Annotated in this window: 27 protein-coding genes; 14 read left to right on the top strand and 13 right to left on the bottom strand. The window is 69.3% G+C overall.

From position 1 onward, the window contains the following. Positions 1-307 (top strand): hypothetical protein (locus MCBG_RS10250; RefSeq protein WP_198033289.1); only part of this gene is annotated, 307 nt, incomplete at its 5' end. Positions 308-319: 12 nt separating this feature from the next. Here MCBG_RS10250 and MCBG_RS10255 read toward each other — a convergent pair. After that, a complete protein-coding gene (locus MCBG_RS10255) occupies positions 320-910 on the bottom strand; it encodes a hypothetical protein (RefSeq protein ID WP_223201166.1) in 591 nt (196 codons plus the stop codon). A gap of 172 nt (positions 911-1,082) precedes the next feature. On the opposite strand from MCBG_RS10255, the gene MCBG_RS10260 reads away from it, so the two are divergent. Together MCBG_RS10260 and MCBG_RS10265 are read left to right on the top strand one after the other, a co-directional pair. Beyond that, complete coding sequence (locus MCBG_RS10260) at positions 1,083-1,421, top strand: hypothetical protein (RefSeq protein ID WP_043325291.1); 339 nt, start codon at positions 1,083-1,085, stop codon at positions 1,419-1,421. A gap of 98 nt (positions 1,422-1,519) precedes the next feature. After that, positions 1,520-1,924 (top strand): DoxX family protein, encoded by a 405-nt coding sequence (locus MCBG_RS10265; RefSeq protein WP_043325293.1) that lies wholly within the window; start codon positions 1,520-1,522, stop codon positions 1,922-1,924. A 36-nt stretch (positions 1,925-1,960) separates the two neighbouring features. On the opposite strand, the gene MCBG_RS10270 is transcribed toward MCBG_RS10265, so the two are convergent. Together MCBG_RS10270 and MCBG_RS10275 are read right to left on the bottom strand one after the other, a co-directional pair. After that, a complete protein-coding gene (locus MCBG_RS10270; RefSeq protein ID WP_043325295.1) occupies positions 1,961-3,085 on the bottom strand; it encodes a glycoside hydrolase family 53 protein in 1,125 nt (374 codons plus the stop codon). Positions 3,086-3,096: 11 nt separating this feature from the next. After that, entirely contained in the window at positions 3,097-4,272 is a 1,176-nt protein-coding gene (locus MCBG_RS10275) for a cellulose binding domain-containing protein (RefSeq protein WP_043325296.1), read from the bottom strand. A 203-nt stretch (positions 4,273-4,475) separates the two neighbouring features. On the opposite strand from MCBG_RS10275, the gene MCBG_RS10280 reads away from it, so the two are divergent. The 4 genes from MCBG_RS10280 to MCBG_RS10295 all read left to right on the top strand — a co-directional run bounded on the left by MCBG_RS10280 (position 4,476) and on the right by MCBG_RS10295 (position 6,862). After that, entirely contained in the window at positions 4,476-4,754 is a 279-nt protein-coding gene (locus tag MCBG_RS10280; protein WP_043325298.1) for a zinc ribbon domain-containing protein, read from the top strand. A 21-nt stretch (positions 4,755-4,775) separates the two neighbouring features. After that, positions 4,776-6,029: a formamidase gene (gene fmdA / locus MCBG_RS10285; RefSeq protein ID WP_043325299.1), complete on the top strand. Its 1,254-nt coding sequence runs from the start codon at positions 4,776-4,778 to the stop codon at positions 6,027-6,029. Positions 6,030-6,042: 13 nt separating this feature from the next. Continuing rightward, on the top strand, positions 6,043-6,372 hold the full coding sequence (locus MCBG_RS10290) for a cupin domain-containing protein (RefSeq protein WP_043330426.1): 330 nt from the start codon (positions 6,043-6,045) through the stop codon (positions 6,370-6,372). A 76-nt stretch (positions 6,373-6,448) separates the two neighbouring features. After that, positions 6,449-6,862 carry a nuclear transport factor 2 family protein gene (locus tag MCBG_RS10295; RefSeq protein ID WP_043325300.1) on the top strand — a complete coding sequence of 138 codons (414 nt, stop codon included), beginning with the start codon at positions 6,449-6,451 and terminating at the stop codon, positions 6,860-6,862. Positions 6,863-6,870: 8 nt separating this feature from the next. Here the strand turns inward: MCBG_RS10295 and MCBG_RS10300 are convergent, their stop codons facing one another. Further along, positions 6,871-7,848, bottom strand: coding sequence for a protein kinase family protein (locus MCBG_RS10300; protein ID WP_043325302.1), 978 nt, complete (start codon positions 7,846-7,848; stop codon positions 6,871-6,873). 406 nt (positions 7,849-8,254) lie between these two features. Here MCBG_RS10300 and MCBG_RS10305 point away from each other — a divergent pair, with 406 nt between their 5' ends. From MCBG_RS10305 to MCBG_RS32410, 3 genes are all read left to right on the top strand, one after another. Further along, positions 8,255-9,343 (top strand): epoxide hydrolase family protein, encoded by a 1,089-nt coding sequence (locus MCBG_RS10305; RefSeq protein WP_043325304.1) that lies wholly within the window; start codon positions 8,255-8,257, stop codon positions 9,341-9,343. Positions 9,344-9,419: 76 nt separating this feature from the next. Then, the gene (locus MCBG_RS10310) at positions 9,420-9,674 is read left to right on the top strand and encodes a hypothetical protein (protein WP_043325306.1); all 255 of its coding nucleotides are present in this window, start codon (positions 9,420-9,422) and stop codon (positions 9,672-9,674) included. Between the two features lie 372 nt (positions 9,675-10,046). Beyond that, positions 10,047-10,841, top strand: coding sequence for a matrixin family metalloprotease (locus MCBG_RS32410; RefSeq protein WP_140946253.1), 795 nt, complete (start codon positions 10,047-10,049; stop codon positions 10,839-10,841). A gap of 167 nt (positions 10,842-11,008) precedes the next feature. Here the strand turns inward: MCBG_RS32410 and MCBG_RS10320 are convergent, their stop codons facing one another. After that, positions 11,009-11,905 carry a hypothetical protein gene (locus MCBG_RS10320; protein ID WP_043325309.1) on the bottom strand — a complete coding sequence of 299 codons (897 nt, stop codon included), beginning with the start codon at positions 11,903-11,905 and terminating at the stop codon, positions 11,009-11,011. Continuing rightward, complete coding sequence (locus MCBG_RS10325) at positions 11,902-12,285, bottom strand: PadR family transcriptional regulator (RefSeq protein ID WP_043325311.1); 384 nt, start codon at positions 12,283-12,285, stop codon at positions 11,902-11,904. Before MCBG_RS10325 ends, MCBG_RS10320 begins: the two co-directional genes overlap by 4 nt. Before the next feature lie 91 nt (positions 12,286-12,376). Between MCBG_RS10325 and MCBG_RS10330 the strand changes: the two genes are divergently transcribed. Beyond that, the gene (locus MCBG_RS10330; protein WP_043325312.1) at positions 12,377-13,624 is read left to right on the top strand and encodes an FAD-dependent oxidoreductase; all 1,248 of its coding nucleotides are present in this window, start codon (positions 12,377-12,379) and stop codon (positions 13,622-13,624) included. 8 nt (positions 13,625-13,632) lie between these two features. Further along, positions 13,633-14,109, top strand: coding sequence for a MarR family transcriptional regulator (locus MCBG_RS10335; protein ID WP_223201167.1), 477 nt, complete (start codon positions 13,633-13,635; stop codon positions 14,107-14,109). Positions 14,110-14,187: 78 nt separating this feature from the next. On the opposite strand, the gene MCBG_RS10340 is transcribed toward MCBG_RS10335, so the two are convergent. From MCBG_RS10340 to MCBG_RS10370, 7 genes are all read right to left on the bottom strand, one after another. Beyond that, on the bottom strand, positions 14,188-14,466 hold the full coding sequence (locus tag MCBG_RS10340; RefSeq protein ID WP_051611113.1) for a phosphopantetheine-binding protein: 279 nt from the start codon (positions 14,464-14,466) through the stop codon (positions 14,188-14,190). 49 nt (positions 14,467-14,515) lie between these two features. Beyond that, positions 14,516-15,250 (bottom strand): SDR family NAD(P)-dependent oxidoreductase, encoded by a 735-nt coding sequence (locus MCBG_RS10345; protein ID WP_051611115.1) that lies wholly within the window; start codon positions 15,248-15,250, stop codon positions 14,516-14,518. Next, complete coding sequence (locus MCBG_RS10350) at positions 15,247-16,569, bottom strand: AMP-binding protein (RefSeq protein WP_223201168.1); 1,323 nt, start codon at positions 16,567-16,569, stop codon at positions 15,247-15,249. The genes MCBG_RS10345 and MCBG_RS10350 overlap by 4 nt, the downstream gene beginning before the upstream one ends. 11 nt (positions 16,570-16,580) lie before the next feature. Then, a complete protein-coding gene (locus MCBG_RS10355; RefSeq protein ID WP_043325317.1) occupies positions 16,581-17,519 on the bottom strand; it encodes a hypothetical protein in 939 nt (312 codons plus the stop codon). Between the two features lie 58 nt (positions 17,520-17,577). Next, a complete protein-coding gene (locus MCBG_RS10360) occupies positions 17,578-18,381 on the bottom strand; it encodes an ABC transporter permease (protein ID WP_043325318.1) in 804 nt (267 codons plus the stop codon). After that, on the bottom strand, positions 18,371-19,129 hold the full coding sequence (locus MCBG_RS10365) for an ABC transporter permease (protein ID WP_223201169.1): 759 nt from the start codon (positions 19,127-19,129) through the stop codon (positions 18,371-18,373). Before MCBG_RS10365 ends, MCBG_RS10360 begins: the two co-directional genes overlap by 11 nt. 80 nt (positions 19,130-19,209) lie before the next feature. After that, entirely contained in the window at positions 19,210-20,298 is a 1,089-nt protein-coding gene (locus MCBG_RS10370; protein WP_223201170.1) for an ABC transporter ATP-binding protein, read from the bottom strand. 75 nt (positions 20,299-20,373) lie between these two features. On the opposite strand from MCBG_RS10370, the gene MCBG_RS10375 reads away from it, so the two are divergent. Both MCBG_RS10375 and MCBG_RS10380 read left to right on the top strand, forming a co-directional pair. Continuing rightward, positions 20,374-22,026, top strand: coding sequence for a condensation domain-containing protein (locus MCBG_RS10375; protein WP_084789477.1), 1,653 nt, complete (start codon positions 20,374-20,376; stop codon positions 22,024-22,026). Between the two features lie 525 nt (positions 22,027-22,551). Then, the gene (locus MCBG_RS10380; RefSeq protein WP_051611122.1) at positions 22,552-23,523 is read left to right on the top strand and encodes a ParB/RepB/Spo0J family partition protein; all 972 of its coding nucleotides are present in this window, start codon (positions 22,552-22,554) and stop codon (positions 23,521-23,523) included. Positions 23,524-23,585: the final 62 nt, after the last annotated feature.

Consider the following 23,585-nt stretch of genomic DNA (forward strand, 5'->3'; position numbering starts at 1 on the left):
TCTGGCGCCCTGGCTGCTCACCGCCGCGGTGCTGCGGCCCGCGACCGGGCAGATGCTCGCGCTCCGGTTCGACCCACGCGCGGAGCCGGTGTCCCGGTACGTCGCGGAGCTGGCCCGCCGTTTCCCCGGCGAACCCGCCACCGTCTCCGGTTACCTGGCCTGGCAGGGCGGCTCACCCGCCGGGCCGGCCCGGATGTATGCGGCGGCCGCGGTCTCGCTGCCCGGCCCGGTGGCGCACGGCGGGCACGGCCGTTCCGGCTTCCTGCCCGGCGGCACGGTGACCGCGGTGACCGGCCCGCTCGGCTGAGCCGCGACCGCGCTACCGCCCGGGCGGACTCCCGATGATCTTCGGACCGTCCTCGGCGGGCCGCCGCACGTCCTGGTGGTAGTACGCCCGCAGTCCGGCCCGGGCGGCCGCCGGGGCCCCGAGCCAGCGGAGCAGGTTGCGGCCGTCACTGCGGGGCGAACTCCCCGGAACGAGATTGCCCAGGCCGAGCAGCGCTCCGACGAACGCGGCGCTGAACAGCGCCAGGCGCGTCGACACCGTTGCCGTGTGCGTCGCCACGACGACGAGCGCCGCGGCGGCGCCCAGGTTCGCCACCGGGCCGCCGAGATGGAACAGCGCCATCCGCAGCGGCAACGCCGGCATCGACGCCGACGGCCGGACCGACACCTCGTTGCGCCATCCGGTGAAGGGCGCGATGTGGACCGCGACGACCGGCAGGCGCAGCAGCTTCGCCGCGACGAGGTGGCCGCCCTCGTGCAGGGCGAGGTGCAGCCACAACGACAGGCAGGTGAGGCCGGCGGCGGCGATCGCACCCGTCAGGGACTCGGTGACGAGCAGCGCGAGCGCCATCGTCTCCACCGCCAGCAGCAGAGACGCGGCGACGAGCCGGCGGCGCAGCTTCACCGGGCGATGGTACGGCCTGATCGACCCATTGGGCGGCCCCGGAAATCGGATGCCTGGCCCGATCCATGATCAGCAGAATGGGGGCGTCCACCGGCGACGGGAGGTGACCGGCATGCCAGAGAGGCGTTAGTCCCGCGCATGGTGCGCGGGCGGCCGGAAGGGCGGTCGTCACATGGCCCGTACCGACATCCACCGACCCGAGCGTGTGCAGCAGCGGGATCCGTACCTGCGCCGCTGGTTCACCGACATCCACCGGCACCACCTGGGCGCCTGCGATCTGGCCGAGTTCCTCGCCGCGCCCGAGTGGATCCGCACCCGCTGCCACCGCGAGGTGTCGGCGCAGGCGCCCAACCTCTGCGGCTGCCGGCTCTGCACGTTCCAGTCCTGCCGCAGGCTCGGCCGCCGCCAGGAGCGCGTCGCCTGGCGTTCGATCCGCCGGCGACTGCTCGCCGAGCACCGGGGCGGCGAGCGCGATCTCGACGTGCCCCCGATCCGCGGCAAGGCCTGGTAGCGGTCCGCCGGATCACCGATGAGTTCACATGTCCTGTCCGGTCTCAGCTGGTGCATCCGTTCGGATGCACCAGCTGATTCTTCAGGAGGACGAGAGCCATGAGCGTTGTCGACACCACTCCCCCGCCCGTCGCCCGTGGGCTGCACCGCACGCTGTGGGTGCTCCAGGGTTTCCTCGGCGTCTTCTTCATCGTCGCCTCGGCCGGCCCCAAGTTGTTCGGCGAGACGAACACCGTCCAGTCCTTCGAGGACATGGGCGCAGCGCCCTGGTTCCGCTACTTCATCGGCCTGGTGGAGCTGGCCGGTGGCATCGGGCTGCTGGTGCCGCGGCTCGCCGGCCTGGCCGCCGTCGGGCTGGCGCTGCTCATGGTCGGCGCCGCCATCACCCAGGCGTTCATCCTGGACGGCGGCGCGCTGGTCATCACCCCGGTGGTGCTGTTCTTCCTGTTCGTGTTCATCGCCTGGGGCCGGCGCGACTCGATAGGCCGCCTCTTCAGGCGATGAGCAGGCGGGTGCACCCGGGGTGCGGCCGGCGGCCGGTCACGGCGTCCAGCGCACCCCCGGGTTCACCCGCCCGGACCAGTCGAAGACGGCCATGTTGTCCCAGCCGTTCCCGGTGCCGTTGATGTTCGCCGGGTCCCAGCCGTTGCCGGGGACGGCGTACCAGGTCGGCTCCCAGTAGAAGACCCCGATGGCGCCGGCGTTGCGGGCGGTGTTCTGGACCCAGTCGAACTGCTGGGCCTGCCCGGCCCAGGTCGCGCTGATCCCGTCGCAGGTGACGTCGCCGATGACGTTCGGCTGGCCGTCCGCGTCGTCCCGGGTGAACGGGTACGCGGTCTCCACGATCACCACCGGCTTCCCGTAGCGGTTCCGCAGGTCGACGATGTTGTTGTAGAGGTTCGCCAGGCTGCCGTGCCACATGCAGTAGTACGACAGGGCGGTCATGTCCCACTGCACGCCCTGGGCGCGGATGCCGTCGTAGAACCAGCGGGCGTTGGCGTTGCTGTCGGCGTTGGCGGTGTGGATCATGACCGGGATGCCGCCGCCGCAGGCCTTCACCGCGTTGTAGCCCTGCTTCAGCAGGCCGGCCAGCGGGGCGAAGTCGTTGTTGACGACCTTCCCCTCGTTCCACAGCATCCCGACGTTGATCTCGTTGCCGATCTGCACGCTGTCCGGCAGCGTGCCCTGCCCGCGCAGGGCGGCGCAGACGTCGTACGTGAAGGCGTACACGTCGTTGCGCAGCTGGCTCAGGCTGTGGCCGGCCCAGGCGGCCGGCTTGTACTGCTTGCCGGGGTCGGCCCAGGTGTCGGAGTAGTGGAAGTCGATGAGGACCTTGAGGCCCTTCGCCTTGGCCGCTCTCGCCTGGACCAGCACCTTGCTCTTGTTGTTGTAGCCGCTGGCCGGGTTGTTCCAGACGCGCAGCCGGACGTAGTTGACGCCGGCGGACCTGAGGATGTCCAGCGGGTCACGGGCGACCCCGCCCGCGTCGTAGTACTTCGCCCCCAGGTCCAGGCTGCGCTGCAACGACGAGACGTCCGCGCCCCGCATGCTCAGCGTGTTCGCGGCGGCGACGGGCGCCGGCGTACCCCCGATCGTGGTGGTGAGGGCGAGGACGACGGCCGTGACGGCCCCGGCCAGGGCGCGGCGGCGGTGGCGTGTGGTCACAGGACTTCCTCTCAGCCGACTGTGCAGGGGGCGCCGTTGAGCGAGAAGCCGGTCGGCGGCGCGTCGCTGGCGCCCCACCGTCCCTGGAAGCCGAAGGTCGCGGATCCGTCCGGGGCGATGACGCGGTTCCAGTCGACGTTGCGGGCGGTCACCGTGGCGCCGGTCTGCCCGACCGTGGCGTTCCACGCGTTGGTGATCTGCTGGTCGCCGGGGAAGCCGAACGTGACGATCCAGCCGTCGACCGCCGCCGTCCCGGTGTTCTGGACCGTCACCGTGGCCACGAAGCCGCCGGCCCACTCGGACTGGTTCCGGTAGGTCACCCGGCAGGTCGAGGGCGGCGGTGGTGGCGGAGTGGTCGTCGTGGGCACGGTGACGGTGTTGGAGGCGATCGACACGTTGCCGGCGGCGTCCCGGGCCCGCACGTAGTACAGGGTGCGCAGCGGCGTCGACGGGGGCAGCGGCCCGGTGTACGTGGTCCCCGGCACGGTGGCGACGAGCGTCGAGGTGAACCAGCCGTCGAACCGGTAGACGTTGTACCCGAGCACGCCGACGTTGTCGGTCGACGGTGCCCAGGACAGCGTGGCGGTGGAGCCGGTCACCTCGCCGACTGTGAGGTTCTGCGGCGCGCTCGGCGGGGTGGTGTCCGGGCCGGTGTCGGTCACCGGGGTGACCACCGTCAGCGCGTCGGTGGCGGCCGAGCGGCGGCCGTCGCCGTCGCGGGCCGACACCCGGAACGAGTACTGCCGGCCCGGCTGGATGTAGTTGGTGATCGTGGTGGTGGTGACGTCGCCGAGGCTGAGGCTGTAGATCACGTCGTCGAACGCCTGGTAGTAGGTGATGTCGTACCCGACGACCGGGCAGCAGCCGCGCGTGGCGGCCGTCCAGGTGAGGGTGACCGAGGTGGTCCGCACCTGGGTGGCGGTCAGGTTCGTGGGCGGGCTCGGCGGGAACGGCGTGGTACTGGGCGTGCTGGGCGTCGACGTGGGCGGCGAGACGGTCCCGGTCGGGTCCGCGACGGGCGCCGCGGCCCCGCCGGGCGCCGGTGCGACAGCGGGGTACGCGGCGCCGGCGCCCGCCGGCGGCACCGCGGTCAGGGCGGTGCCGAGCACCGCCGTGGACACCACGACGGCCGCCGGCAGACCCGGCCGCAGACGGCGCAGAAGTGAGGACGAGGAGACGGCAGCCATACGCCGACGATGCCGCCAACGCATCGATGATCGCCAACGTATCCCACGCCTCGGTCGGGACGGCAACCCGGCGACCAAGGCACCACCTTTGCCTGATTCGTCGTTTTGCGCCGCCTATCTGAGCAATCAGCCACAATCGGAGAGACAGGGTGAGCCGCTGCGGAACGGCCACCGCACACACGAAGGCTGGACGGGAATCGGCGATGGCCACCTTCGAGTACCGCTGCCCGCAGGACGGCAGCTTCGACGTCGTGATGCCCGTCGGCACCGCGGGCCCGTCGACGAGCTGCCCCCGATGTGACGGCCCGGCGACCCGGGTGTTCTCCGCGCCCCGGCTCACCCGCACGCCGGCGGCGCTGCGCGAGGCCATCGACCGGACCGAACGCAGCGCGGAACAGCCGGCGGTGGTCGGGCAGGTGCCCGGCCGTCGCCCGGCGCGCCGCTCGACGAACCCGGCCCACGCCCGACTGCCCCGATGGTGACCACGAGAAGGGCTCAAGACCGTGCCTGAACTGCTGTTCCCCCTCGACTCCACGAAGAGGTTCACCGACCAGGAGAAGGTCGGGCACAACCGCTGGCATCCCGACATCCCGCCCGTGGCGACGGTACGGCCCGGACAGTCGTTCCGCGTCCACTGCCGCGAGTGGTTCGACGGCGCGATCCACAACGACGACTCCGCCGAGGACATCCGGGACGCTCCGCTGACCCGGGTCCACGCGCTCAGCGGCCCGTTCGCCGTCGAGGGCGCCGAGCCGGGCGACCTGCTCATGGTCGACATCCTCGACATGGGCCCGATCCCGCAGGAGTCCGGTCCGCTGGCCGGTCAGGGCTGGGGTTACACGGGCATCTTCCCCACCGGCAACGGCGGCGGCTTCCTCACCGAACAGTTCCCCGACGCGTACAAGGCGGTCTGGGACTTCACCGGCCGCAAGGCCACCTCTCGGCACATCCCCGGGGTCTCGTTCACCGGGATCGCCCACCCGGGACTGATGGGCACCGCCCCGTCCGCGTCGCTGCTCGCGACCTGGAACCAGCGGGAGGGGGCGCTGATCGCCACCGCACCCGACCGGGTGCCGCCCCTGGCCCTGCCCCCCGAGCCGCAGGACGCGATCCTCGGCAGCCTCACCGGCGCCGACTTCGACCGGGTGGCCGCGGAGGCGGCGCGAACCGCGCCGCCTCGGGAGAACGGCGGGAACCAGGACATCAAGAACTTCACCGTCGGCAGCCGGGTCTTCTACCCCGTGTACGTGCCGGGAGCCAACCTGTCCCTCGGCGACCTGCACTTCTCCCAGGGCGACGGAGAGATCACCTTCTGCGGCGCCATCGAGATGGGCGGCTTCGTCGACCTGCACGTCGACCTGATCAAGAACGGCATGCAGACGTACGGCGTCGCCGAGAACACGATCTTCATGCCGGGTGACACGCCGCCGCAGTACTCCCAGTGGCTGGCCTTCTCCGGGCTCTCGGTCACCCTCGACGGCGAACAGCGGTACCTCGACTCGCAGCTCGCCTACCAGCGCGCGTGCCTGCACGCCATCGACTACCTGACCCGCTTCGGCTACCAGCCGGAACAGGCGTACCTGCTGCTCGGCGCCGCACCGATCGAGGGCCGGCTCTCCGGCGTGGTGGACATCCCCAACTCCTGCGCGACCGTCTACCTGCCCACCGAGATCTTCGACTTCGACATCCGGCCCTCGGCCGCCGGTCCGACCCGGATCGACCCGGGCAAGGGCGCCCCGAAAGCCACCATGCCGTGAGCAGGTGACCCTCGTGCAGAAGTCATCCCTGACCGCACTGGCCCGCGAACAGCTCAAGCTCGCGCACGCCGCGCCCAACGGCCGCAGCAGCTCCAGCGTCTACGGCGGCCACGAGCACAGGCTCCGCCAGACGGTGATCGCGCTGACCGCCGGCCAGGCGCTCGGCGAGCACGAGAACCCCGGCGAGGCCACCGTCCACGTGCTGCACGGCCGGGTCCGGCTCGGCGCCGGCGAGACGTCCTGGGACGGCGCACCCGGCGATCTGCTGATCGTGCCGGACCGACGGCACACGTTGGAGGCGCTCGAGGACTCGGCGGTGCTGCTCACCGTCGCCAAGCGCTGACCGGCGAACCCGCCGTCCCCGCTGACCAGTACAGGCGGTCAGCGCTCCCGGATAATCGCTGTTACGTTTGTCGTCGATGGACACCGATGATCACCCCACGGGGAACGGCGACGCGGATCTCCCCGGCGTCGAAGCTCTACGCGCCGCCGAACGGCGTCTTCAACGTGCCCAACTGTCCTCCGACGTCGCGGCGCTGGATCGGTTGATCGATGACCGGCTCGTGTTCACCGGGCCGGACGGCCGCCTCTACTCCAAGCAGGACGACCTGCACGTGCACCGATCCGGGCAGCAGACGATCACCCGGGTGGACGAGGAGGACCTGGCGGTCCTCGTGGCCGGCGGCACCGGTGTGACGTGGTTCCTCGGCACCGTGGAGGGCACCCTCGCCGGCGAGCCGTTTCTCGCCCGGGTCCGCTACACGCGCACATGGATCCTCGACAATAACGAGGGGTGGCGGCTGCTCGCGGCACACGTCGGTCCGGCCGACTGAGGCTGCCGTCAGGTCGCGGCGAGCGCCTTGGTGATGTTCCACTCGGCCAGGTCGAGCATCCACTTCCGGTCCGGGAAGTCGGTGTCCGCGATCCGCAGTGGCCCTTCGATCAAGGACAACGTCTGCGCGTACCGGTAGAGCTCCAGCCGGTGGGGATCGAGATCGACCGGACGCAGCGCCGAATACGCTTCGCCGAAGCGCATCTGCAGCCAGGCATGATCCCATTCGACATCGAAGTACGTCAGCCCCTCGAAATCGATCATGACGGCCTCGCCGGCCGGCGTGACGAGCACGTGATCCGGGCCGAGTTCACCGTGCACCAGCCCGTACTCCACGCGCGGGGTGACCGCGCTCCTGAGACGGCGTACGTGGGCGGCGATCCGGTGATGGGCGTCGGCCAGCCGGGCGTCGCGGGCCGCTGCCGCGTCGAGGTGGCCGAGCGCTCGGTCGACGACAACGTCCTCCGTGCGCCGCGTCTGGGACGCCTCACCTCGCGCGACGGCCGCGACCTTGCCGTAGTGCGGTCCGAAGGCGGTGTGCATCCGGCGCAGGGCGTCACCGAGCGCGGCCAGCGGGGCGGCGGCGGTGGCCGGATCGTGTTCCAGCAACGTCTCCAGCCGCAGCGCGCCGGCGTCCTCGACGAGCGCGACGTCGGCGTCGAGGTAGCGGCCGTCCCGGTCGATCATCATCAGATGCGGGACACGCACACCCGCCGCGGTGAGCGCCGCGTGGCTGGCGGCGAAGAGATCCGCGCCCGACGCATCGGTGAACGGGTCGTCCGGGACGGTCGGTGACGGGGGCCAGTAGTTCTCGTCCGCGGCCCACACGTACAGCATCACGGTTGTCCGGTCGTCCAGCCGGAGCCGGTAGACGCCCTTCTTGGTGCCGCCCGTCAGCCGGTCCAGGGCAGCGAGCCGCCGGTCGGAGCCGAACTGGTCCGACACGAGGTCGTGCAGATCGTCCGGCTGCAGGAAGGTCCGCGTCATGGCCGCCTCTCGTCAGATCGAGGCAGCCAGGCTGCCAGGCCGGGGCAGCGGCACACAACCGAGTTGACGCAGCGGACTTCGCGGACCGGCCCGCCCCGGCGCTGACCGTGTTCGCGCTGCTGATGCAGGTCGGCTTCATCGGTGGTGCCACCGAGCAGCCGGCGCTTCCGCAGATGTTGGAGCCGTCCGGCGGCAGGCCAGGCGGTGGCTGCGGGGATCCGCCCCGGCCGGCAGCTGGTGGACAGGACATGCCCAGGGTGTAGGCCGTCATGGACAACGAGCCGTAGGCGTAGCCGTCGACGAGGACCTCGGTGTCGGGGATGTCTCGCCCGGATCGGAGATCGAGTCTGCAGCCTGCCCATTCGGGCGGCTGCCGAGTGACTCCTTGCGATGGAATCATGATCAGGTGACGCCCTTCCACATCGATGTGCCCGAAGCCGTCCTGGACGACCTGCGGGCTCGGCTCTCGCGGACAAGGCTCGCGCCGGCCGCCCCAGGAGAGCCGTGGGCCGCCGGCACCGACCCTGGGTACCTGGCAGGTCTGGTGCGGTACTGGCTCGACGGATTCGACTGGCGTGCGGTCGAGCGTGCCCTCAATCGGCACCCTCAGTTCGTCACCACGGTCCGGGGCACGCCGGTCCACTTCGTTCATGTCCGCTCGGCATCGCCCGACGCCACGGCGCTGATCCTGACCCATGGCTGGCCCAGCACGTACACGGAGATGCTGCCCCTGGTGTCCCGGCTCGCAGACTTCGACCTCGTCATACCGAGCCTGCCGGGCTTCGTCTTCTCCGGACCACTCGCCGAGGGCCCGACGACCGAGGCGGCTGTCGCGGACGTGTGGGCTGAGCTGATGACCCGTCTGGGCTACGACCGCTTCGGCGCCTACGGTGGCGACATCGGGTCCGGCGTGTCGACGTGGCTCGGCGCCCGCCACGCAGATCGGGTCATCGGGGTCTTCTCGCAGCACATCAAGTTCCCGCCGGCGGACCGCAGGGGCGACCTCAGCCCAGCCGAGGAGGCGTTCGTCGCCATGCTCGACGCGAAGGCCCAGGATGACTGGGGCTACGGAATCATCCAGGAGACACGGCCCGACACCCTTGCGGCCGCGCTGAGCGACTCGCCGTCCGGACTGGCCGCATGGATCATCGAGAAGTACCAGCGCTGGAGCGACTGCGGCGGCGACATCTCCCGCCGGTTCGGCTTCGACGAACTGCTGACCACCGTGATGCTGTACTGGGTCACCAACTGCATCGGCACGTCCTTCCGGCCCTACCGTGACGACCGCCTGGCCCCACCACTGCCGATCGTCGCCGTGCCCGCCGGTATCACGGTCAGCGTGGAGGACGCTGGCCTGCCCCGGTCGTTCGCCGAACGCACCTACGCCAACCTCACCCACTGGCGCGAGCCCACCGTCGGCGGCCACTTCTTCGCCCAGGAAGAGCCCGACCTGCTCGCTGCCGACCTGCGCGCCTTCTTCAGCGCGCTGCGGTGATCCAGTAGCTCAACCGGCGGCACCGCCGACCCGGACCGGTACCTGGTGGTGCCAGCTGGCGCGCCGCAGGAGCCGGGTGGCCGCGATCGTCGCCGCCCACGTCGACCAGCTACGCGCCCGCCGCTCGGAGATGGCGCGCGGGCATGCTGCGGTAACCGGCGCGGAAACGACGAAAGAGGCCGCCGCCTCCGTCCGCCCGAAGGCAGGTGGAGGCGGCGGCCTCATCGCGTACGGGGTTATCAGGAGCGTCACGCTGAACAGCCCTCTGTCGCTCGTGCCGCCGAAGCTCCTGCGTAGACACATGATCGACCAGACGCAATTTCCGCACTGAGGAGCTTCCTGCTGCCTCGTCCTGTCCAGTTGTCGCGCACGGGCGAAGGACCTGAATCTTGACTAAGGGAACCCGGCCTCGTACAGTGTCCATACATCCAAAAATTTAAGACTATGTCTCTCAACGGGGGTTGGGTGTTCCATGGCTCGAAAAGAAGGCCGTAGTAGGTCAGTTGGCACCGTAATCGCATTAACCGCTTTGATGCCTGCGGTCGCTTTGATGCCGACGACGCCGTCGTTCGCTGCCGAGATTCCATGCAGCTCAACCTTGTCACCAAGCGAGATCAAGTCGGTCGGCACTTCTTGCCAATTGGCTTCGGACACCGTCGTCCGAGTCGCCGAGGGTCTCGAGGTTGCAGTTCCGGAGCCAGGCATGGTCGCCATCGTGCAGGTTCTGCGGACGCCCGGCTCGACGGGCCCGAGCGCTGCTTCTGTCTATCGGGCGACCGACGGTCAGCTGGCGTTGCAGATCGACGAGACGCCCGCGCTTGGATCCACTGCCACAGCGGGCGCTCTCAAGCGCATCCTCGCCAAACGCGCAGAACCAGCCACCAAGCACCCAGAATCAGCCGGGGCAGCGAAGACTCAGCCATCTGGGCTCGCAGCTGTGCCTGCGTACTGCGGAAGCTCCTACGAATACAACTTCAGCGGCGGCGTATGGCAGCAATCTGTGTTTCCGTGGACCTACAACAGCCGGTCGCAGCCGGCCTCGGACGCGCTTCAAGCCATCAAGTACGGCTTCCAATTCATAACTGACACTTCTTCCGCATGCGGCACGTACTACACGTTCGCCTTCGCCGACTATCGAGGGTCAACCACCCGCTACACGTGGGGAACGAGGGACAACGGAAATGTAGTCGGATGGGCCGGATTTGATCCGGACATCTTGGGAGCCACCTACTCGTGGGTCGACGGCTCCGGCCTCAGGGTGGAGGTCGACATAGCATTCAACAACCGGGTCACGAACTGGTTCACCGGCCTTTCCGGGACTGTCCCTGCGGGGCGTTTCGACCTCATCTCCGTTGCCACGCATGAGGCTGGGCACGGCTTTGGCTTGGCGCACTACACGGGCAGCTCTTATCCGGTGATGTTCCCGACGCTCGGCACGGGAGTGAATAAGCGAGTCAAGCGAAGCGGTGATCTTACCGGGATGGGCACCTTGTACTGACAGGCAAGCCGTAGTACTCCGGCGTCGCTCGACTTCGGCGTTGGGTGTGGCGAGCCATGAGGACGGCCACCGCACGTTCATCGATGGTCTGAGGACCGCCGATGAACGTGCGGTGGCCGTGTGCCACAGTCGGCTACAGATCCCTGCCGGCCGCCGTTGTGGACCGGTCAGGCTCGGGTGCGCTGCCGCTGCCGGGTCGACACGACCGCGACGACAGCCATCAGGACCGCGACGACCAGGGACGGCAGGGCGTCCGGCCGGCGCAGCAACTCCCCCGTCAACCCGCTGTTGTCCAACTGGTGGAGCGTACCCAGCAGGAGGGTGGGGACGACGGCGATCAGCAGCCGCTGGTCGGCCGTGGCCACCCACAGGAAGGCGGCAATCCCGGCGACGACCATGACGGCGACGACGATCCGCGGACCGGCGTCGGCCATGCGGAGGCCGCCCGCGGGGATGAGATGCAGGGCGAGGATGCCGGCGGTGACCAGGACGGCGTTGGCCCGGGGCGCCGGCGGCACGTCCGCCGGGCGCCGCAGCCCCAGCACGATCAGCGGCGCGGCGACGACCGGCGCCCACCACTGCGGCAGGCCGTTGAGGAACAGGTACTGCGAGATCACGGTCGGCACCACCGCCGCGGTCACCGCCAGAACGGCGGCGGTACGGGCGCGGCCCGCGACGAGCGCCACCAGCGCGGCGATCAGCACGATCTCGTGGATGCCCTGATTCCGCAGGACGGTCAGAGGGTCCGAGAGTCCGCCGAACTGGAACGCCTCGACGATGTCGTCCAGGCCGATGAGGACACCCAGCGCCAGCACCGCGATGGCGCCGAGGTGGATGCCCTGCCAGAACAGCACGGCGGTGGGCCGGGGCGCGGTGCCGCCGCCGTACACCCGCAGGCCGCCCCGGACGAGCGAGGCAGCCTCCCGGGCGCTGGGCCAGCGGCGGGTGGTGGGTTCGTCGCCGATCAGCGTGTCGATCAGCTCGTCGGCGCGTTCGCGGCGGTAGTCGGCGGGGTAGGCCCGCAGCAGCATCCGGTAGCGCTTCTCCAGGACATCGGAACTCATGCTGGTCTGATCCTCGCGGTAGAAGGGTGACGGGCACTTGCCTGCGATTGGACCCGGCGCGGCAGGCGGTCCATGACCACCCGGGCGGCCTGGGCGAGCCGGTCGGCCTCTTCGGTGAGTACGAGACAGCCCTCGTCGGTGAGCCGGTAGTAGCGACGGGCACGCCCGTTGACGATCTCCTCACCGTCGGCGGTGACGAGGCCCTCGCCGAGCAGCCGGTCGATCACGGAGTACAGCGATCCGGCGGCGAGGGTCACCCGCCCGTCGGACAGCTCTTTGACCCGCTTGATCACGGCATAGCCGTGGAGCGGCCCGCCGAGCAGAGCGGCGAGGACGAAGTACGACGGTTCCCGTAGCGCGGGACGCGAAGCCGATCCCATGAGCCGAATATACAACCAACTTGAGTATCCGTCCAAGGTGACTGTTCACAGTGACACTTGCCCAAATTATCTTAATTATTAAGGTAATTGCATGAGCACATCGACGGACTTCTCGGTGGCGATCGCCGGCGCCGGCCTCTCCGGCCTCTGCCTCGCCCAGTACCTGACGCGCGCCGGCATCGACGTGCACGTCTACGAGCGGGACCCGGGCCCCTTCATCCGGCGGCAGGGTTACCGGATCATTCTCGACCGGTACGGGCTGGAGGCGCTTCGCGAGAGCCTGCCCCGCTCGCTCTACCACCTGGCGCTGGCCACCGGCGACGAGCCCGGCGGTCACCTGCGCTTCACCAACAGCCGGCTGCGGGACGCCTTCACCATCACGTTCAAGGACGAGCCGGGCGCGACCCGCCAGGTCGACCGGCTGACCCTGCGGTCGATCCTGCAGTCCGGGTTGAACGGGCGCATCCACTACGGCAAGGACGCCGTCGCGGTGGAGAGCGGCGGCCCGGCAGGGCTTCGACTGCGGTTCTCCGACGGCGAGGCCGCCGCGGCAACCGTCGTGGTGGGCGCGGACGGCGTCGGCTCGGCCCTGCGACCGCAGCTCATGCCGGACGCGGACCCGGCGAACACCTCGATGGCGGGGATCTACGGCCGCTCTCCCCTGCTGCGTAACGGCGAGAGCGTCATCCCCGACGCACTGCGTACCAGCGGGGTCCTTGCCATCGCCGACCGGCCCGGCAGCGCCTTCTTCTTCACCTCCATGCGGTTCGGCGAGAGCCCGCAGGCGGCGTTCGCACGCCTGGCCCCGGGCAACTACGCGCCCAGCGGCGACGACTACGTCATGTGGGGCCTGCTGCTCCGGCAGGAGGAACTGCCGGCCGACGTCCGCGGGAACCTGCTGGCGCTGTGGAAACTGGCCGACCGATTGAGTACGGACTTCCATCCGCTCATCCGGCGCCTGGTCGACACCGCCGAGCTGGACGCCACGGTGCTCAACCTCTTCGCCACCGGCCGACGGCCGCACCGGTGGGCGGTGCCACGGGCCACGATGATGGGTGACGCCGTACACGTCATGCCACCGTTCGGCGCCCACGGCGGCAACACCGCGCTCCGCGACGCCGCCCTGCTCGGCCGCCGGCTGGTCGAGGCGCGGGCGGGCGCCACCTCGGCGGAGGAGGCGATCGCCGCCTACCAGGACGAGATGACGGACTACGCCTTCCGCGCCGTCGACACCGCCTCCGGACTGATGCGCCGCCTCACCGGGGGCGCGGCCGCGCCACACTGGGTGCTGACCCGCGTGCTACCTCGGCTGCACCGGGTCACCGTGCCGGAGGCATGATTGCCCGCATGTCCCACGATCCGGCCCGCGCCTCCGCGATCACCGACCTCATGCGCGCCGGACGGGAGACGTCGCGGCTGTCCATGGTGTTCCGGTACGCCATCGCGGAGCGGCTGGGCCTCGCCGTGAGCGACCTGGAGTGCCTGGACTACCTGGCGGACATCGGCTCCGCCACCGCGGGGCAGATCGCCGAGCGGACCAGCCTCACCACCGGTGCGGTCACCAGCATGCTCCGCCGGCTCCAGCAGGCCGGTTACGTGACGGCCGAGCGCGACCCGGCAGACCGGCGGCGTGTCGTCGTCACCATACGGCCGGAGCGGATCGCCGACCTGGAGCGGCCGTACGAGCGTTTCGCCGAGCGGGCGGAACGGCTCGTCGAGGGCTACAGCGCCGAGGAGGTCCGGCTGCTGGTCCGGCACCACGACCGCCTGCAGGCGATGTACCTCGCCGAGTTGGACCACCTCCGCGACGGCGACACCGCGTAGCCCGGCCGTCGCCCGTGACGACGGCGCGCCGATGGGCGCCCTTGGGAAGTCGTCCAACCTGCCGGGGAGCGGCAGTCATCACCTGTGAGGTGGGACGCTCTCCATTTGATTGCCGACGTAGACCTCCACCAACTCCCCCACCGTCCGGGGGAAGATCTCGTCCTCCAACGCGAGGAAGGGATCAAATCCCATCGACTGTTCGAGCCGCGTAACGAGGACGGCGAAGGCGAGACTGTCCAAGCCGCTGTCGGCCAGGCCGCTCTGCAGGCTGACCTCGCCGTCCTCGCCCCCTTCCTCTTTGATCAGCTTGACCACTTCACGAAGAACGATCTCCGCTACACGTTCCCGCTCGAGCACTGCGCCACCTTCCCTACGTGTTTGTCCGTCCACATTTCCGGTCCGGGCCTCATGCGGTGGAGCCGCCGTCCACGGTGATCAGCGTTCCGGTCACACCGGCGGCATCCGGGGAAAGAAGGTAGGTCACTGCGGCGGCCACTTCGTCGAGACGTGCGAACCGGCCGATCGGACTGCGCCCCTTGATGCGCGCCTGGCTCTCCGCCCCCAGGGCGCCGGTCATCTCGGTGTCAAGGAAGCCCGGCGCCACCGCATTGACCGTCACGCCGCGCCGCCCTACGTCACGGGCCAGCGAACGGGTGAACCCCTCCAAACCCGCTTTCGCCGCCCCGTAGACGGACAGACCGCGGAATCCCGTCGAGGCAACGATCGAGGAGACGTTGACGACGCGTCCCCGGCCCGCTGAGATCATCGAGCGGACAAGATGCTTCGTCAGAACCATCGGCGACACAAGGTCGAGTTGCACTGTTTCCCAGATGGTTCTGTCCTTCACCAGCGGCAGGAGACCGTCGGTGCCGCGAGCGGCGTTGTTCACCAGCGCGTAGGGGGTGCCGTGCGCCTCCACGATTGCGCGTGCCAGGCCGGGCAAGGACTCCAGATCACTCAGGTCGGCACGGACGTGGACATAGCCCGGACCCACCTCCTCCGGCTCGACCTCGCGGCGGGCCAGGCCCACCACCCGGTATCCGTCGCTGCCGAGCCGCCGGGCCACCGCCCGCCCCAGGCCACTGCTGGTTCCGGTCACTACCGCGTACGGACAGTCGCCGCGGGATTCCGCCTCGTTCACGCTCTGCTGACCTTTCCGGTGGGCGACAAGAAGAACTCGGTTACCGCGGTGATCGAGGCAGGAGTATGCGACCGGGGCAGATGGTCGGCGACGAATGACCGCAGGGCCGACTGCAGTTCGTCGGGGTCGAGCCCACTGCCGAGAGGCGAAGGCACAACCCGGGCGGTCAGGATCCAGCCCGTGATCGGGCTGCGCCTGGGCGTCACCACGGCATCATGTACTGCGGGATGCCGCCGGATCAGCTCCTCGACCCGCTCCGGCGAGACCTTGTCCCCTCCGACGTTCACCGTCTGCGACTTCCGGCCGACGAAGTAGACCCGGTCACCGCGAGGCTCGACGAGGTCGCCCGTGCAGACGAATCCGTCCGGCTGCGCCGTGCTGCTTCCCGGCGCCCGGACGAACAGGACGCCGTCGCGGATCTCCAGTGCCACACGGCCGGGAGCCGGCTCGAGAAGATGCCGGGGGAAACCTTCCCTGCCGTCGCTCACCGAGAAGGCGGCACCGGCCTCGGTGGACGCGTAGACATGCGTGACGCGCGCATCGAACCGCCGCCGCAACGCATTGATCAGCGACTGTGTCGCAATCTCACCACCCAGCGTGATCTGTTGCAGCCGGAGGTCGTCACAGGCCCTGCTGCGCAGAATCATCCGCCACATCGTCGGAGTCGCGGACAGTGCGTCGACGCCGGCTCCGGCGAACAGCTGGAGGCGCTCGTCGAGCCCGGCGGCGTGGTGGGCGTCCACCAGGGTGTCGCCGTGGATCGCCTGGAGGACGACCTGGATGCCCGCCATCCGGGTAGGAGAGAACAGGAGACCCCACCGCCGCTGCTCGCGGTCGCCGGGATTCCGCGCCGGGCGTACCGGGCGAATCCGCCGCGTCAGCGAGTCGAGACTGTGGTCGGTCGGGGTGGGCGTCCCCGTCGTGCCTGAGGAGAAGACACGCCAGAGCGTACGCACGTCGGTGCTCGCGTCGCCGGCCGACAGTTCGCCGTGGGATGCGTAGGCGGCAGCTGGGGCATCATCCCCGGCCTCGCGCAGGACCACCGCCTCCGCCGAGCCTACGGTCGGACTCAGGTCACCCACGAACTCGACCCGGGCGGCCCAGCCCTCGAGTGCGACGATGGTTGAGGCGACCAGGCGGGAACTCTGCCCCACCAGGGCCACGGTCGCACCCCGGGGTACGCGACGTCGCAGGCCGAGAACGTCAGCGTGCAGGTCGTGCGAGGTGAGCGGCGGAGACCGGCCGTCGATGACGACCGGACGACCGACGGCAGCGGCCCCCGCTCGGCCGTGCGTCCCGTCATGGTCTGCGACTTCCACCTCAGGACCGTTCATCCTGCTCCCTCACTGCACCGCGGGCCCGGCGCCCGACCGGGACGGATCGACCGGAGCGTGAACTCGTAGAAGATCCTGCCGTCTTCGGTGACGCACGGATGAGCCGCGAACATGCCCTCGCGACTCGCGCGACGTAGCACCCGGTTACTGCCGGACCCGCAGCAGAACGCCTTGTACTCGGGCGTGAAGAAGAGGTCGGACAACAGGGCCATGGCCGGGTCGAGAATCTTGACCTCCCCGTCGGTGTCCACGAGCCGTACCCAGGAATGCAGGCCCAGGCGTGCGCCTCCGAAGATGTAACCCGATTCCTGCTCGGCCGCCACACCACGGTCCAGCAGTTCAGACATCAGTACCTGGCACAGCGAGTCGCAGTCGCCGACGCCCCGGTGCCTGGTGCCGGCGACATCGGAGGACAGGGTCATGGGTGTGAAGTGGAAGCGGTACCGCCGCAGCAGGTCGTCCCAGACCTCCCGCACCCTCGGGTCTCGCACCGTGGCGGTGTTCCCGGTCAGTTCGACCCTGCCGCGCCACTCCGCCCTGCCGGCCTGGATCTCTTCATGCTGCCACTGCACGTCCGGTAGGACAGGCGCGCTCCACTCGGACGACGGGCAGTGCTCCGCGCGGGGACACTGGGCCCAGCCGACGATCTCGTAGGCCCGCGCGGAGACCCAGTCCGCGCCGTACGACTTCAGCATCCTCGCGAAGAAGATCATGATCCGCTCCGGACTGCTGCGTCCGGTGCCGCTGAGCAGGCCCACGTTCCACACGTCGCAGTAGTCGTGTCGGCCGTCCTCCTCCACGAGGCCGGCGGCAACCAGTTGCGCCAGTTCCTCGGGCGTACACCGCAAGGTGTCCAGCGCCTCGGCCCTGCTGATCCACACCCGGTGCTCGGGTGGAGTCGGCACGACGTCCCGCAGCCCTCCGACGAGACTCATCCGAGGGCTCCGAGAGACTGGACGACGGAATCGGCGTGGCGGCCGATGTGTTCGCACATCAGTGACCGGAGCTTTCATATCGTGAGAGCCCGTGCCGGAAGACGGTCGTCCCGATCCACAGGCAGTAGATGGCGACGACCGGCGTCAGCAGCCCCAGCCAACGAGCCGGCCCGTGCGCGAGGACAGCCGCGGCGGGGAAGAAGCTCATGAACGCATAGGGCAGGACGACGGTAAGGGTGATCCGGACCCCAAGGCCGTAGATGGTGACCGGAAAACGAGCCAGTTCCCCGAAGCTGTGCATGGAGAACGCGAACATGGAGTACGGGGAACGCAACCAGAAGGCGGCGCAGTTCGTGAGGAGGTTGAGCCCGATCTTCACACCGGCCGCCGCAACCACGAGCAGCAGCCCGAGCGCGACGCGACCGACGTTCCAACTGACGTCGACGTGCCGCACCGCGGCGATCAGCAGACCGGTGCCGAGGACGAGATTGCCCAGTCCGTTCATTCCCACCGCGGAGCTGAGCACCTGGAGAACCGGTGGATAGGGCCGCAACAGCATCGCGTCCAGCTGTCCGAAGTTGACAGTCACCGCGAGAGTCCAGGCTCCCTGCGCGACCAGCACGCTCAGCCCTTCCGCGACGACCACCAGCGCGTAGATGAGCACGACTTCCCAGAACTGCCAGCCGTTGATCTCCGGGATGCTCCGGAAGATCGCCCACAGGAAGACCACGCCGACGGCCTGCACGAGAACTGCCGACAGGCTCATGATCCAGAAGTCGGCCTCGTACTGGAGAGTGGCGCGCACCTGGGCACCGAGCAGACGGCGGTAGAGCCACAGCGCTCGTCGTGCTTCAGCCACCATGGACCGTCAGCTTCCGAGCGGCGGCCGACCACATCAACCGCGCCAACCACCACAGCGCGACCGCCCAGGCCGCCTGCACCAGCACGGCGGTCGTCGCGTCGCTGCCGTCCAGTGAGCCGGTGTAGAGCAGCGCCGGGGTCGACGCCATTCCGACGAACGGCAGGTACGTGGCGATGACCCGCATCCACTCGGGCAGGAAGGCCAGCGGTACGAGTGCCCCGGAGAACAGCGTGATCACGGCGATCCGGGCGGCCTGCACACCCACGTAGTTCTGCGTCCAGAAGACGAGCAGACCGCTCAGGTACACGATTCCGAACCGCAGGGGCAGCACCAGCAAGGCGGACAGGATGAACAGCGGCACGGTGGCCCGGTCCGGCGGCGGCATGCCGCCGAAGATCGCGGCGGCTGCCAGGACGACCACGGTCGCCGTGCCGGCTTCGTAGACGGCGAACCCGACGCTCTCGGCCAGGCGCGACCACTGGTAGTCGACCGGCCGAACCAGGTCCATGGCCACGTCGCCCTGCTGGATGCGGTTGGCCATTCGATAGTCGGTATAGCTGGACACCAGCGAACCGACGACGAACGCCACCAGCAGGTACGCCTTCATCTGCGGCCAGTCGAATCCTTGCCGAGGGCCGGCGGCGAGTGCCGAGCGCCACAGGTACAGCATGGACAGGACCCCGAACGCCGAGGCCAGCATGCCGAAGAGGAAGCTCGTCTGATAGGCGAGAAGGCTCTTCAGCGCCATCCGGGCCATGCTCCGATAGGCACGTATCCGGCGTGATCGGGTATCAGCCGGCAACGGCACCGCACCGGCGGTCACGAATGTCATGACACGGTCTCCCGATCGACCCCGCCGCCGGGCTCGGGCCGCAACTGCCCCGCGTACACCTTCCGGACGACCGTCTCGATGGCCGGCTCGTCGATGTGCATGTCGACGATCTCCGCCTCGGCGAGCACTGCCGCCAGCACCTCTCGCGCGCCGAGCGTCATCCGGTCGAAGGTGACCGTGAGCTCGCGGTCGTCCGACCCCGCGCGGACCTGAGCGCCCGGCAGTCGCGCGGCGATCCGATCGACGCCCGGCAAGCCGGCGGCCAGCTCGAAGGACATCGACCGCTCGCGGACATGGGTGTCCTTCACCGACTGCAGGTCACCGTCGTACACCACACGTCCCGCGTCGATGATCACGATGCGCCGGCAGATGTCCTCGATGTCGGCGAGGTCGTGGGTGGTGAGCATGACCGTCGTCCCGTCCGCCACCAGCCGACGCACGAAGGAACGCACCCGGTCCTTCACCGCGATGTCCAAGCCGATCGTCGGCTCGTCCAGGTAGACGATCCGCGGTTCGTGGAGCAGCGCCGCGGCGAGGTCGGCCCGCATGCGTTGCCCCAGCGACAACTTACGGGCGACCACCGGGAGAAGGTCGGCCAAGCCGAGGACGTCGTCGAGGCGGGCCAGTGTCTCCCGGTACCGCGCGGCGCCCAGACCGTGCATGTCCCGCAGCAGTTCGAGCGAGTCACGTACGGGCAGGTCCCACCACAGCTGCGTTCGCTGCCCGAAGACGACGCCGACGCGTCGCGCGTTCTCCACCCTCGCCCGGTACGGCACCAAGCCGTCGACGAGGACCTGTCCAGCCGTCGGGACCAGGATCCCGGAAAGCATCTTCACCGTGGTGGACTTGCCGGCGCCGTTCGGACCGACGTAGGCCACCGCCTCGCCCTGTGCCACAGACAGATCGATGCCGTCCACAGCGACGTGCTCGGAGAATCTACGCTGGAGCAGGTGCCGGAGGGAACCGCGTAGCCCCGGCGCCTTCTCCGGCTTGCGGAAGACCTTACGCAGTCCTGCGACTTGGATCAATGCCACCGGACGAGCATGCACCATTTCCATCGCCGCGCCAACCACCTTGCCCCGCACGGATGCCAGCGATAGCCTTCGACGCAAGCCTCTCTCTGAATCGAATTGTTTTCGGTGTCCTGTTCAACGGAGAAGATGTCACTGCGGGACGGAGAAAAATTGGAAATTCGTTTTCGTGCGCCGTCCGGGCGAACCGCCGATCTGACCTGGGGACAGCAGAGGATGGCGCAACTGATGGCGGATCTCCAGCCGAACAACGCCTCACTCAACCTCAAGTTCGCTCACCGGATCAAGCCGGGTCTGAAAGCCGACGAGGTCGCGTCCGCCATCAGAGGAATGGTCGAGGCCTGCGAGTCCGCGCGAACCCTGTTCGAGCCGGACGCGCCCTCCGCACAGCAAAGGGTCACAACCGAGGGAGTCCTGCACGTCGCGGTGATCACCGCCGTGACAGCCACCTTCACATCGGCTCTCGAATCGGCAGCCGAGCTGGCGGGCACCCCGTTCGGGGCCGACGACCTCCCCGTTCGCGTGGGCATCCTGACCGATCGGAGTGGCCCGGCCTTCGTCCTGCTGGCCATCAACCATCTCGCGTCGGACTACCTCGGCGCTCACTGGATGACCTGGCACCTCCGCCACGTCCTCCAGGCTGACGTCTCCGACGGCGAGCCGTCGGCGATCCACCCCGTCGATGTCAGCCACTGGGAGAGCAGTGAGGCCGGCCGGCGGGAAGGGGCCCGTGCGCTGCTCCGGCACGAACGGAGCCTTGCACGCATGCCTCAGAGCATGCTGCCCCGGCTCCCGGTCGAGCCGTTGCATCCCCGCTATCGGTACGTGGTGATGCAGACGTCAGCCGGCGCGTGGTGCCTGAGTCACCTGGCCAAGCGGCACGGGGTCAGCGAGACGGCGGTCGGCCACGCGGCCCTCTCCCTCGTGCTGGCCCACGTCAGCGGGCTGAGCCGGGCCCACCTCCAGGTGTGCGTCAGCAACCGGGCCGGTCGGGACACGGCTGCCGTGGTGGGTTGCCTCACCCAGGACGTTCCCACCTGCGTGGCGATCGACGACGCCGACTTCGACGCACTGCTGCGGCGATCCGCCGGCGCCATCCACCACGCGACACTGACCGGGCGCTTCCCGCACCGAGGCCTGATGGAGGTGCGCGAGCGCGTCGAGAAGCGGCGCGGCTTCCCGCTGGATCTCTCCTACTGGCTCAACAGCCGACTGTTCGTGCCGCTCCCCGCGGAGGCACCGAACGCCGCGCGGATACGGGAGGAAGCGGCCAGGACCTCCGTCCGGTGGCTGGGCGGCGACCAGTGCAGCACGAGCACCCTCTTCTGCTACCTGGACCGCCGCGACGACATACTCGAAGTGCTGATGCTCGTCGACACCGCCTATGTCGCTCCCGCCGAGGCGGAGCAGTGGTTGCGCGCGTTCGAGTCGATTCTCGTCACCGCGGTCCTGCGACCGGAGCTCAGCGCGGACGCTCTCGTCGCGGAGACCGGCGTCGTGTCGTTCCGCGCGACGGACGACTGGGTCAAGATCGACCACAGCTGGATCCACCTACCCACCACGGCGGCACGCCTGCATGCGGCGCTTCCGGGCATGACCCTACGACTTGCGGTTGAGACTCCCGGTGGTGAGGCTTCCCTGGTGGCGATGGTGGCCAGTCCTCGGAGCGGCCGCGAGACCAGCGCTCCTTCCGACACCGTTGTCGTCGAGGCGCTTCGTGGCTGCCGGGTCGGCATGCGCCCGCACCGGTTCGTCTCGAGGGCAGGGGATGTACAGGACTGATCGGCGACGTGGACCACCTCGCGGCCCAGGTGCCCGGGCACGCGACGACAGCAGGCCGCAGTCGCTCTCGAACCGGTAGGCGGCGCCCAGGTCGCCATGGCCCTCTCACTCCCGGAAGTTACGGAAAGGCACCGAGAATCCCGGCGCGGCAGTGATGCGGTTCCGTAGCTGCGCACGCGACACCGGGTCGCACGGCATGCCACCCGCGACCGCGTAGGTGACCCCCTGCCCTACACCACAGCGAGACCGACCGCCAAGCAGGGAAAAGAGCGTCGACGCATTGAATCCGAGAAATTTCCGGGTGCCACGGGGCACCTGTGCAAGCGGTCAGAAGCTACAGTTGCACATGCCGCGGGCCGCCAGAGCACTCAGGATCGGCCCACTACCAGCGGCATCACCGGAGCCCGAAATTTCCGACAAGTTGTTCTCTGATTTATCGGACCGGTTCCACTCACGAGAGGCGACGACTGAGCCCACGAAGAGCCGGTCAGCGAGGCATCAGCAGCTGTTCACGGGGAGGACAGGTTGATCGACGCCAACGATCCGCTGCAGGTTGTGGAGAGCTGGACCGAAGGAAGCCAGCAGGAGGCCGTATCGGTACCGATCCGGTCGCTCCTGCCCGGTCAGGGCCCCCGCCGGCACGGGGTCGACGAGACGCACGTACAGCTGTTGGCCCAGTCCGAACTCCAGCACCCGCCGATCCTGGTGCAGCGCAGCACCATGCGCGTCATCGACGGGATGCATCGTCTGCAGGCGGCACTGCTCCGTGGTGCGGACTCGATTCACGCGCTGATGCTCGACGACGACGACCAGATGGCCTTCCTGCGCAGCGTCACGAGCAACATCAAGCACGGCCTGCCGCTGACCCTGGCCGACCGCCGGGCGGCGGCCGAACGTCTGCTGGAGATGTTCGCGCATTGGTCGGACCGGTCACTCGGCCGCGCCACCGGGCTGTCGGCCAAGACGATCAGCACATTGAGGCAGCGCAGCGGCCAGCCGATGCCGGCCGAGCGGACCGGCCGGGACGGACGGGTCCGGCCGACAGACGCCGACGCCGGCCGGAAAGCTGTCGTCGCGCTCCTGACCGAACGACCTGATGCTTCGCTGCGGGAAATCGCCCGGTTGGCCGGCGTCTCACCGAACACGGTCCGCACCATACGCCGCAAACAGAACGACGGTGCGGCGGGTTCACCGTCGCCGGCACGGGCACTGTCCGCGGTCAAGGAGGCGCCCGGCGCGCCCGAGCCGAGCCGGGACGTCACCGCGTTGGCGCTGGAGAACCTCGCCAAGGATCCGTCCGTGCGCTACACCGAGGCCGGGCGCACCCTGCTGCGCATGCTGCATCAACAACTCAGCCTGGTCTCCGACCACGACATCATCAACGCTCTTCCACCGCACTGCCTCCCGCTGGTGGCCCGCCTCAGTCGCGGACTGTCGCAGCAGTGGGAGCAACTCTCCGCGCGAGCGGCGATCCGCGTCCAGACCGAGGTGGGTTGAGCGGCCAAACCCGCCGACCGTCCACACGCTGCGATCGTCCGCCCCACCGCACCTCAGCCTTG

It is taken from the genome of Micromonospora sp. M42 (assembly GCF_000568915.1).
In the GTDB taxonomy this organism is placed as follows: domain Bacteria; phylum Actinomycetota; class Actinomycetes; order Mycobacteriales; family Micromonosporaceae; genus Micromonospora; species Micromonospora chalcea.

Coding starts and splice junctions, on each gene's coding strand:
- MCBG_RS10265 (WP_043325293.1), top strand. CDS start 1,520: ATGAGCGTTGTCGACACCACTCCCCCGCCCGTCGCCCGTGGGCTGCAC.
- MCBG_RS10280 (WP_043325298.1), top strand. CDS start 4,476: ATGGCCACCTTCGAGTACCGCTGCCCGCAGGACGGCAGCTTCGACGTC.
- MCBG_RS10360 (WP_043325318.1), bottom strand. CDS start 18,381: ATGGTGGCTGAAGCACGACGAGCGCTGTGGCTCTACCGCCGTCTGCTC.
- MCBG_RS10295 (WP_043325300.1), top strand. CDS start 6,449: ATGGACACCGATGATCACCCCACGGGGAACGGCGACGCGGATCTCCCC.
- MCBG_RS10300 (WP_043325302.1), bottom strand. CDS start 7,848: ATGACGCGGACCTTCCTGCAGCCGGACGATCTGCACGACCTCGTGTCG.
- MCBG_RS10375 (WP_084789477.1), top strand. CDS start 20,374: ATGTCACTGCGGGACGGAGAAAAATTGGAAATTCGTTTTCGTGCGCCG.
- MCBG_RS10335 (WP_223201167.1), top strand. CDS start 13,633: ATGTCCCACGATCCGGCCCGCGCCTCCGCGATCACCGACCTCATGCGC.
- MCBG_RS10355 (WP_043325317.1), bottom strand. CDS start 17,519: ATGAGTCTCGTCGGAGGGCTGCGGGACGTCGTGCCGACTCCACCCGAG.
- MCBG_RS10275 (WP_043325296.1), bottom strand. CDS start 4,272: ATGGCTGCCGTCTCCTCGTCCTCACTTCTGCGCCGTCTGCGGCCGGGT.
- MCBG_RS10325 (WP_043325311.1), bottom strand. CDS start 12,285: ATGGGATCGGCTTCGCGTCCCGCGCTACGGGAACCGTCGTACTTCGTC.
- MCBG_RS10330 (WP_043325312.1), top strand. CDS start 12,377: ATGAGCACATCGACGGACTTCTCGGTGGCGATCGCCGGCGCCGGCCTC.
- MCBG_RS10365 (WP_223201169.1), bottom strand. CDS start 19,129: ATGGCGCTGAAGAGCCTTCTCGCCTATCAGACGAGCTTCCTCTTCGGC.
- MCBG_RS10320 (WP_043325309.1), bottom strand. CDS start 11,905: ATGAGTTCCGATGTCCTGGAGAAGCGCTACCGGATGCTGCTGCGGGCC.
- MCBG_RS32410 (WP_140946253.1), top strand. CDS start 10,047: ATGGTCGCCATCGTGCAGGTTCTGCGGACGCCCGGCTCGACGGGCCCG.
- MCBG_RS10260 (WP_043325291.1), top strand. CDS start 1,083: ATGGCCCGTACCGACATCCACCGACCCGAGCGTGTGCAGCAGCGGGAT.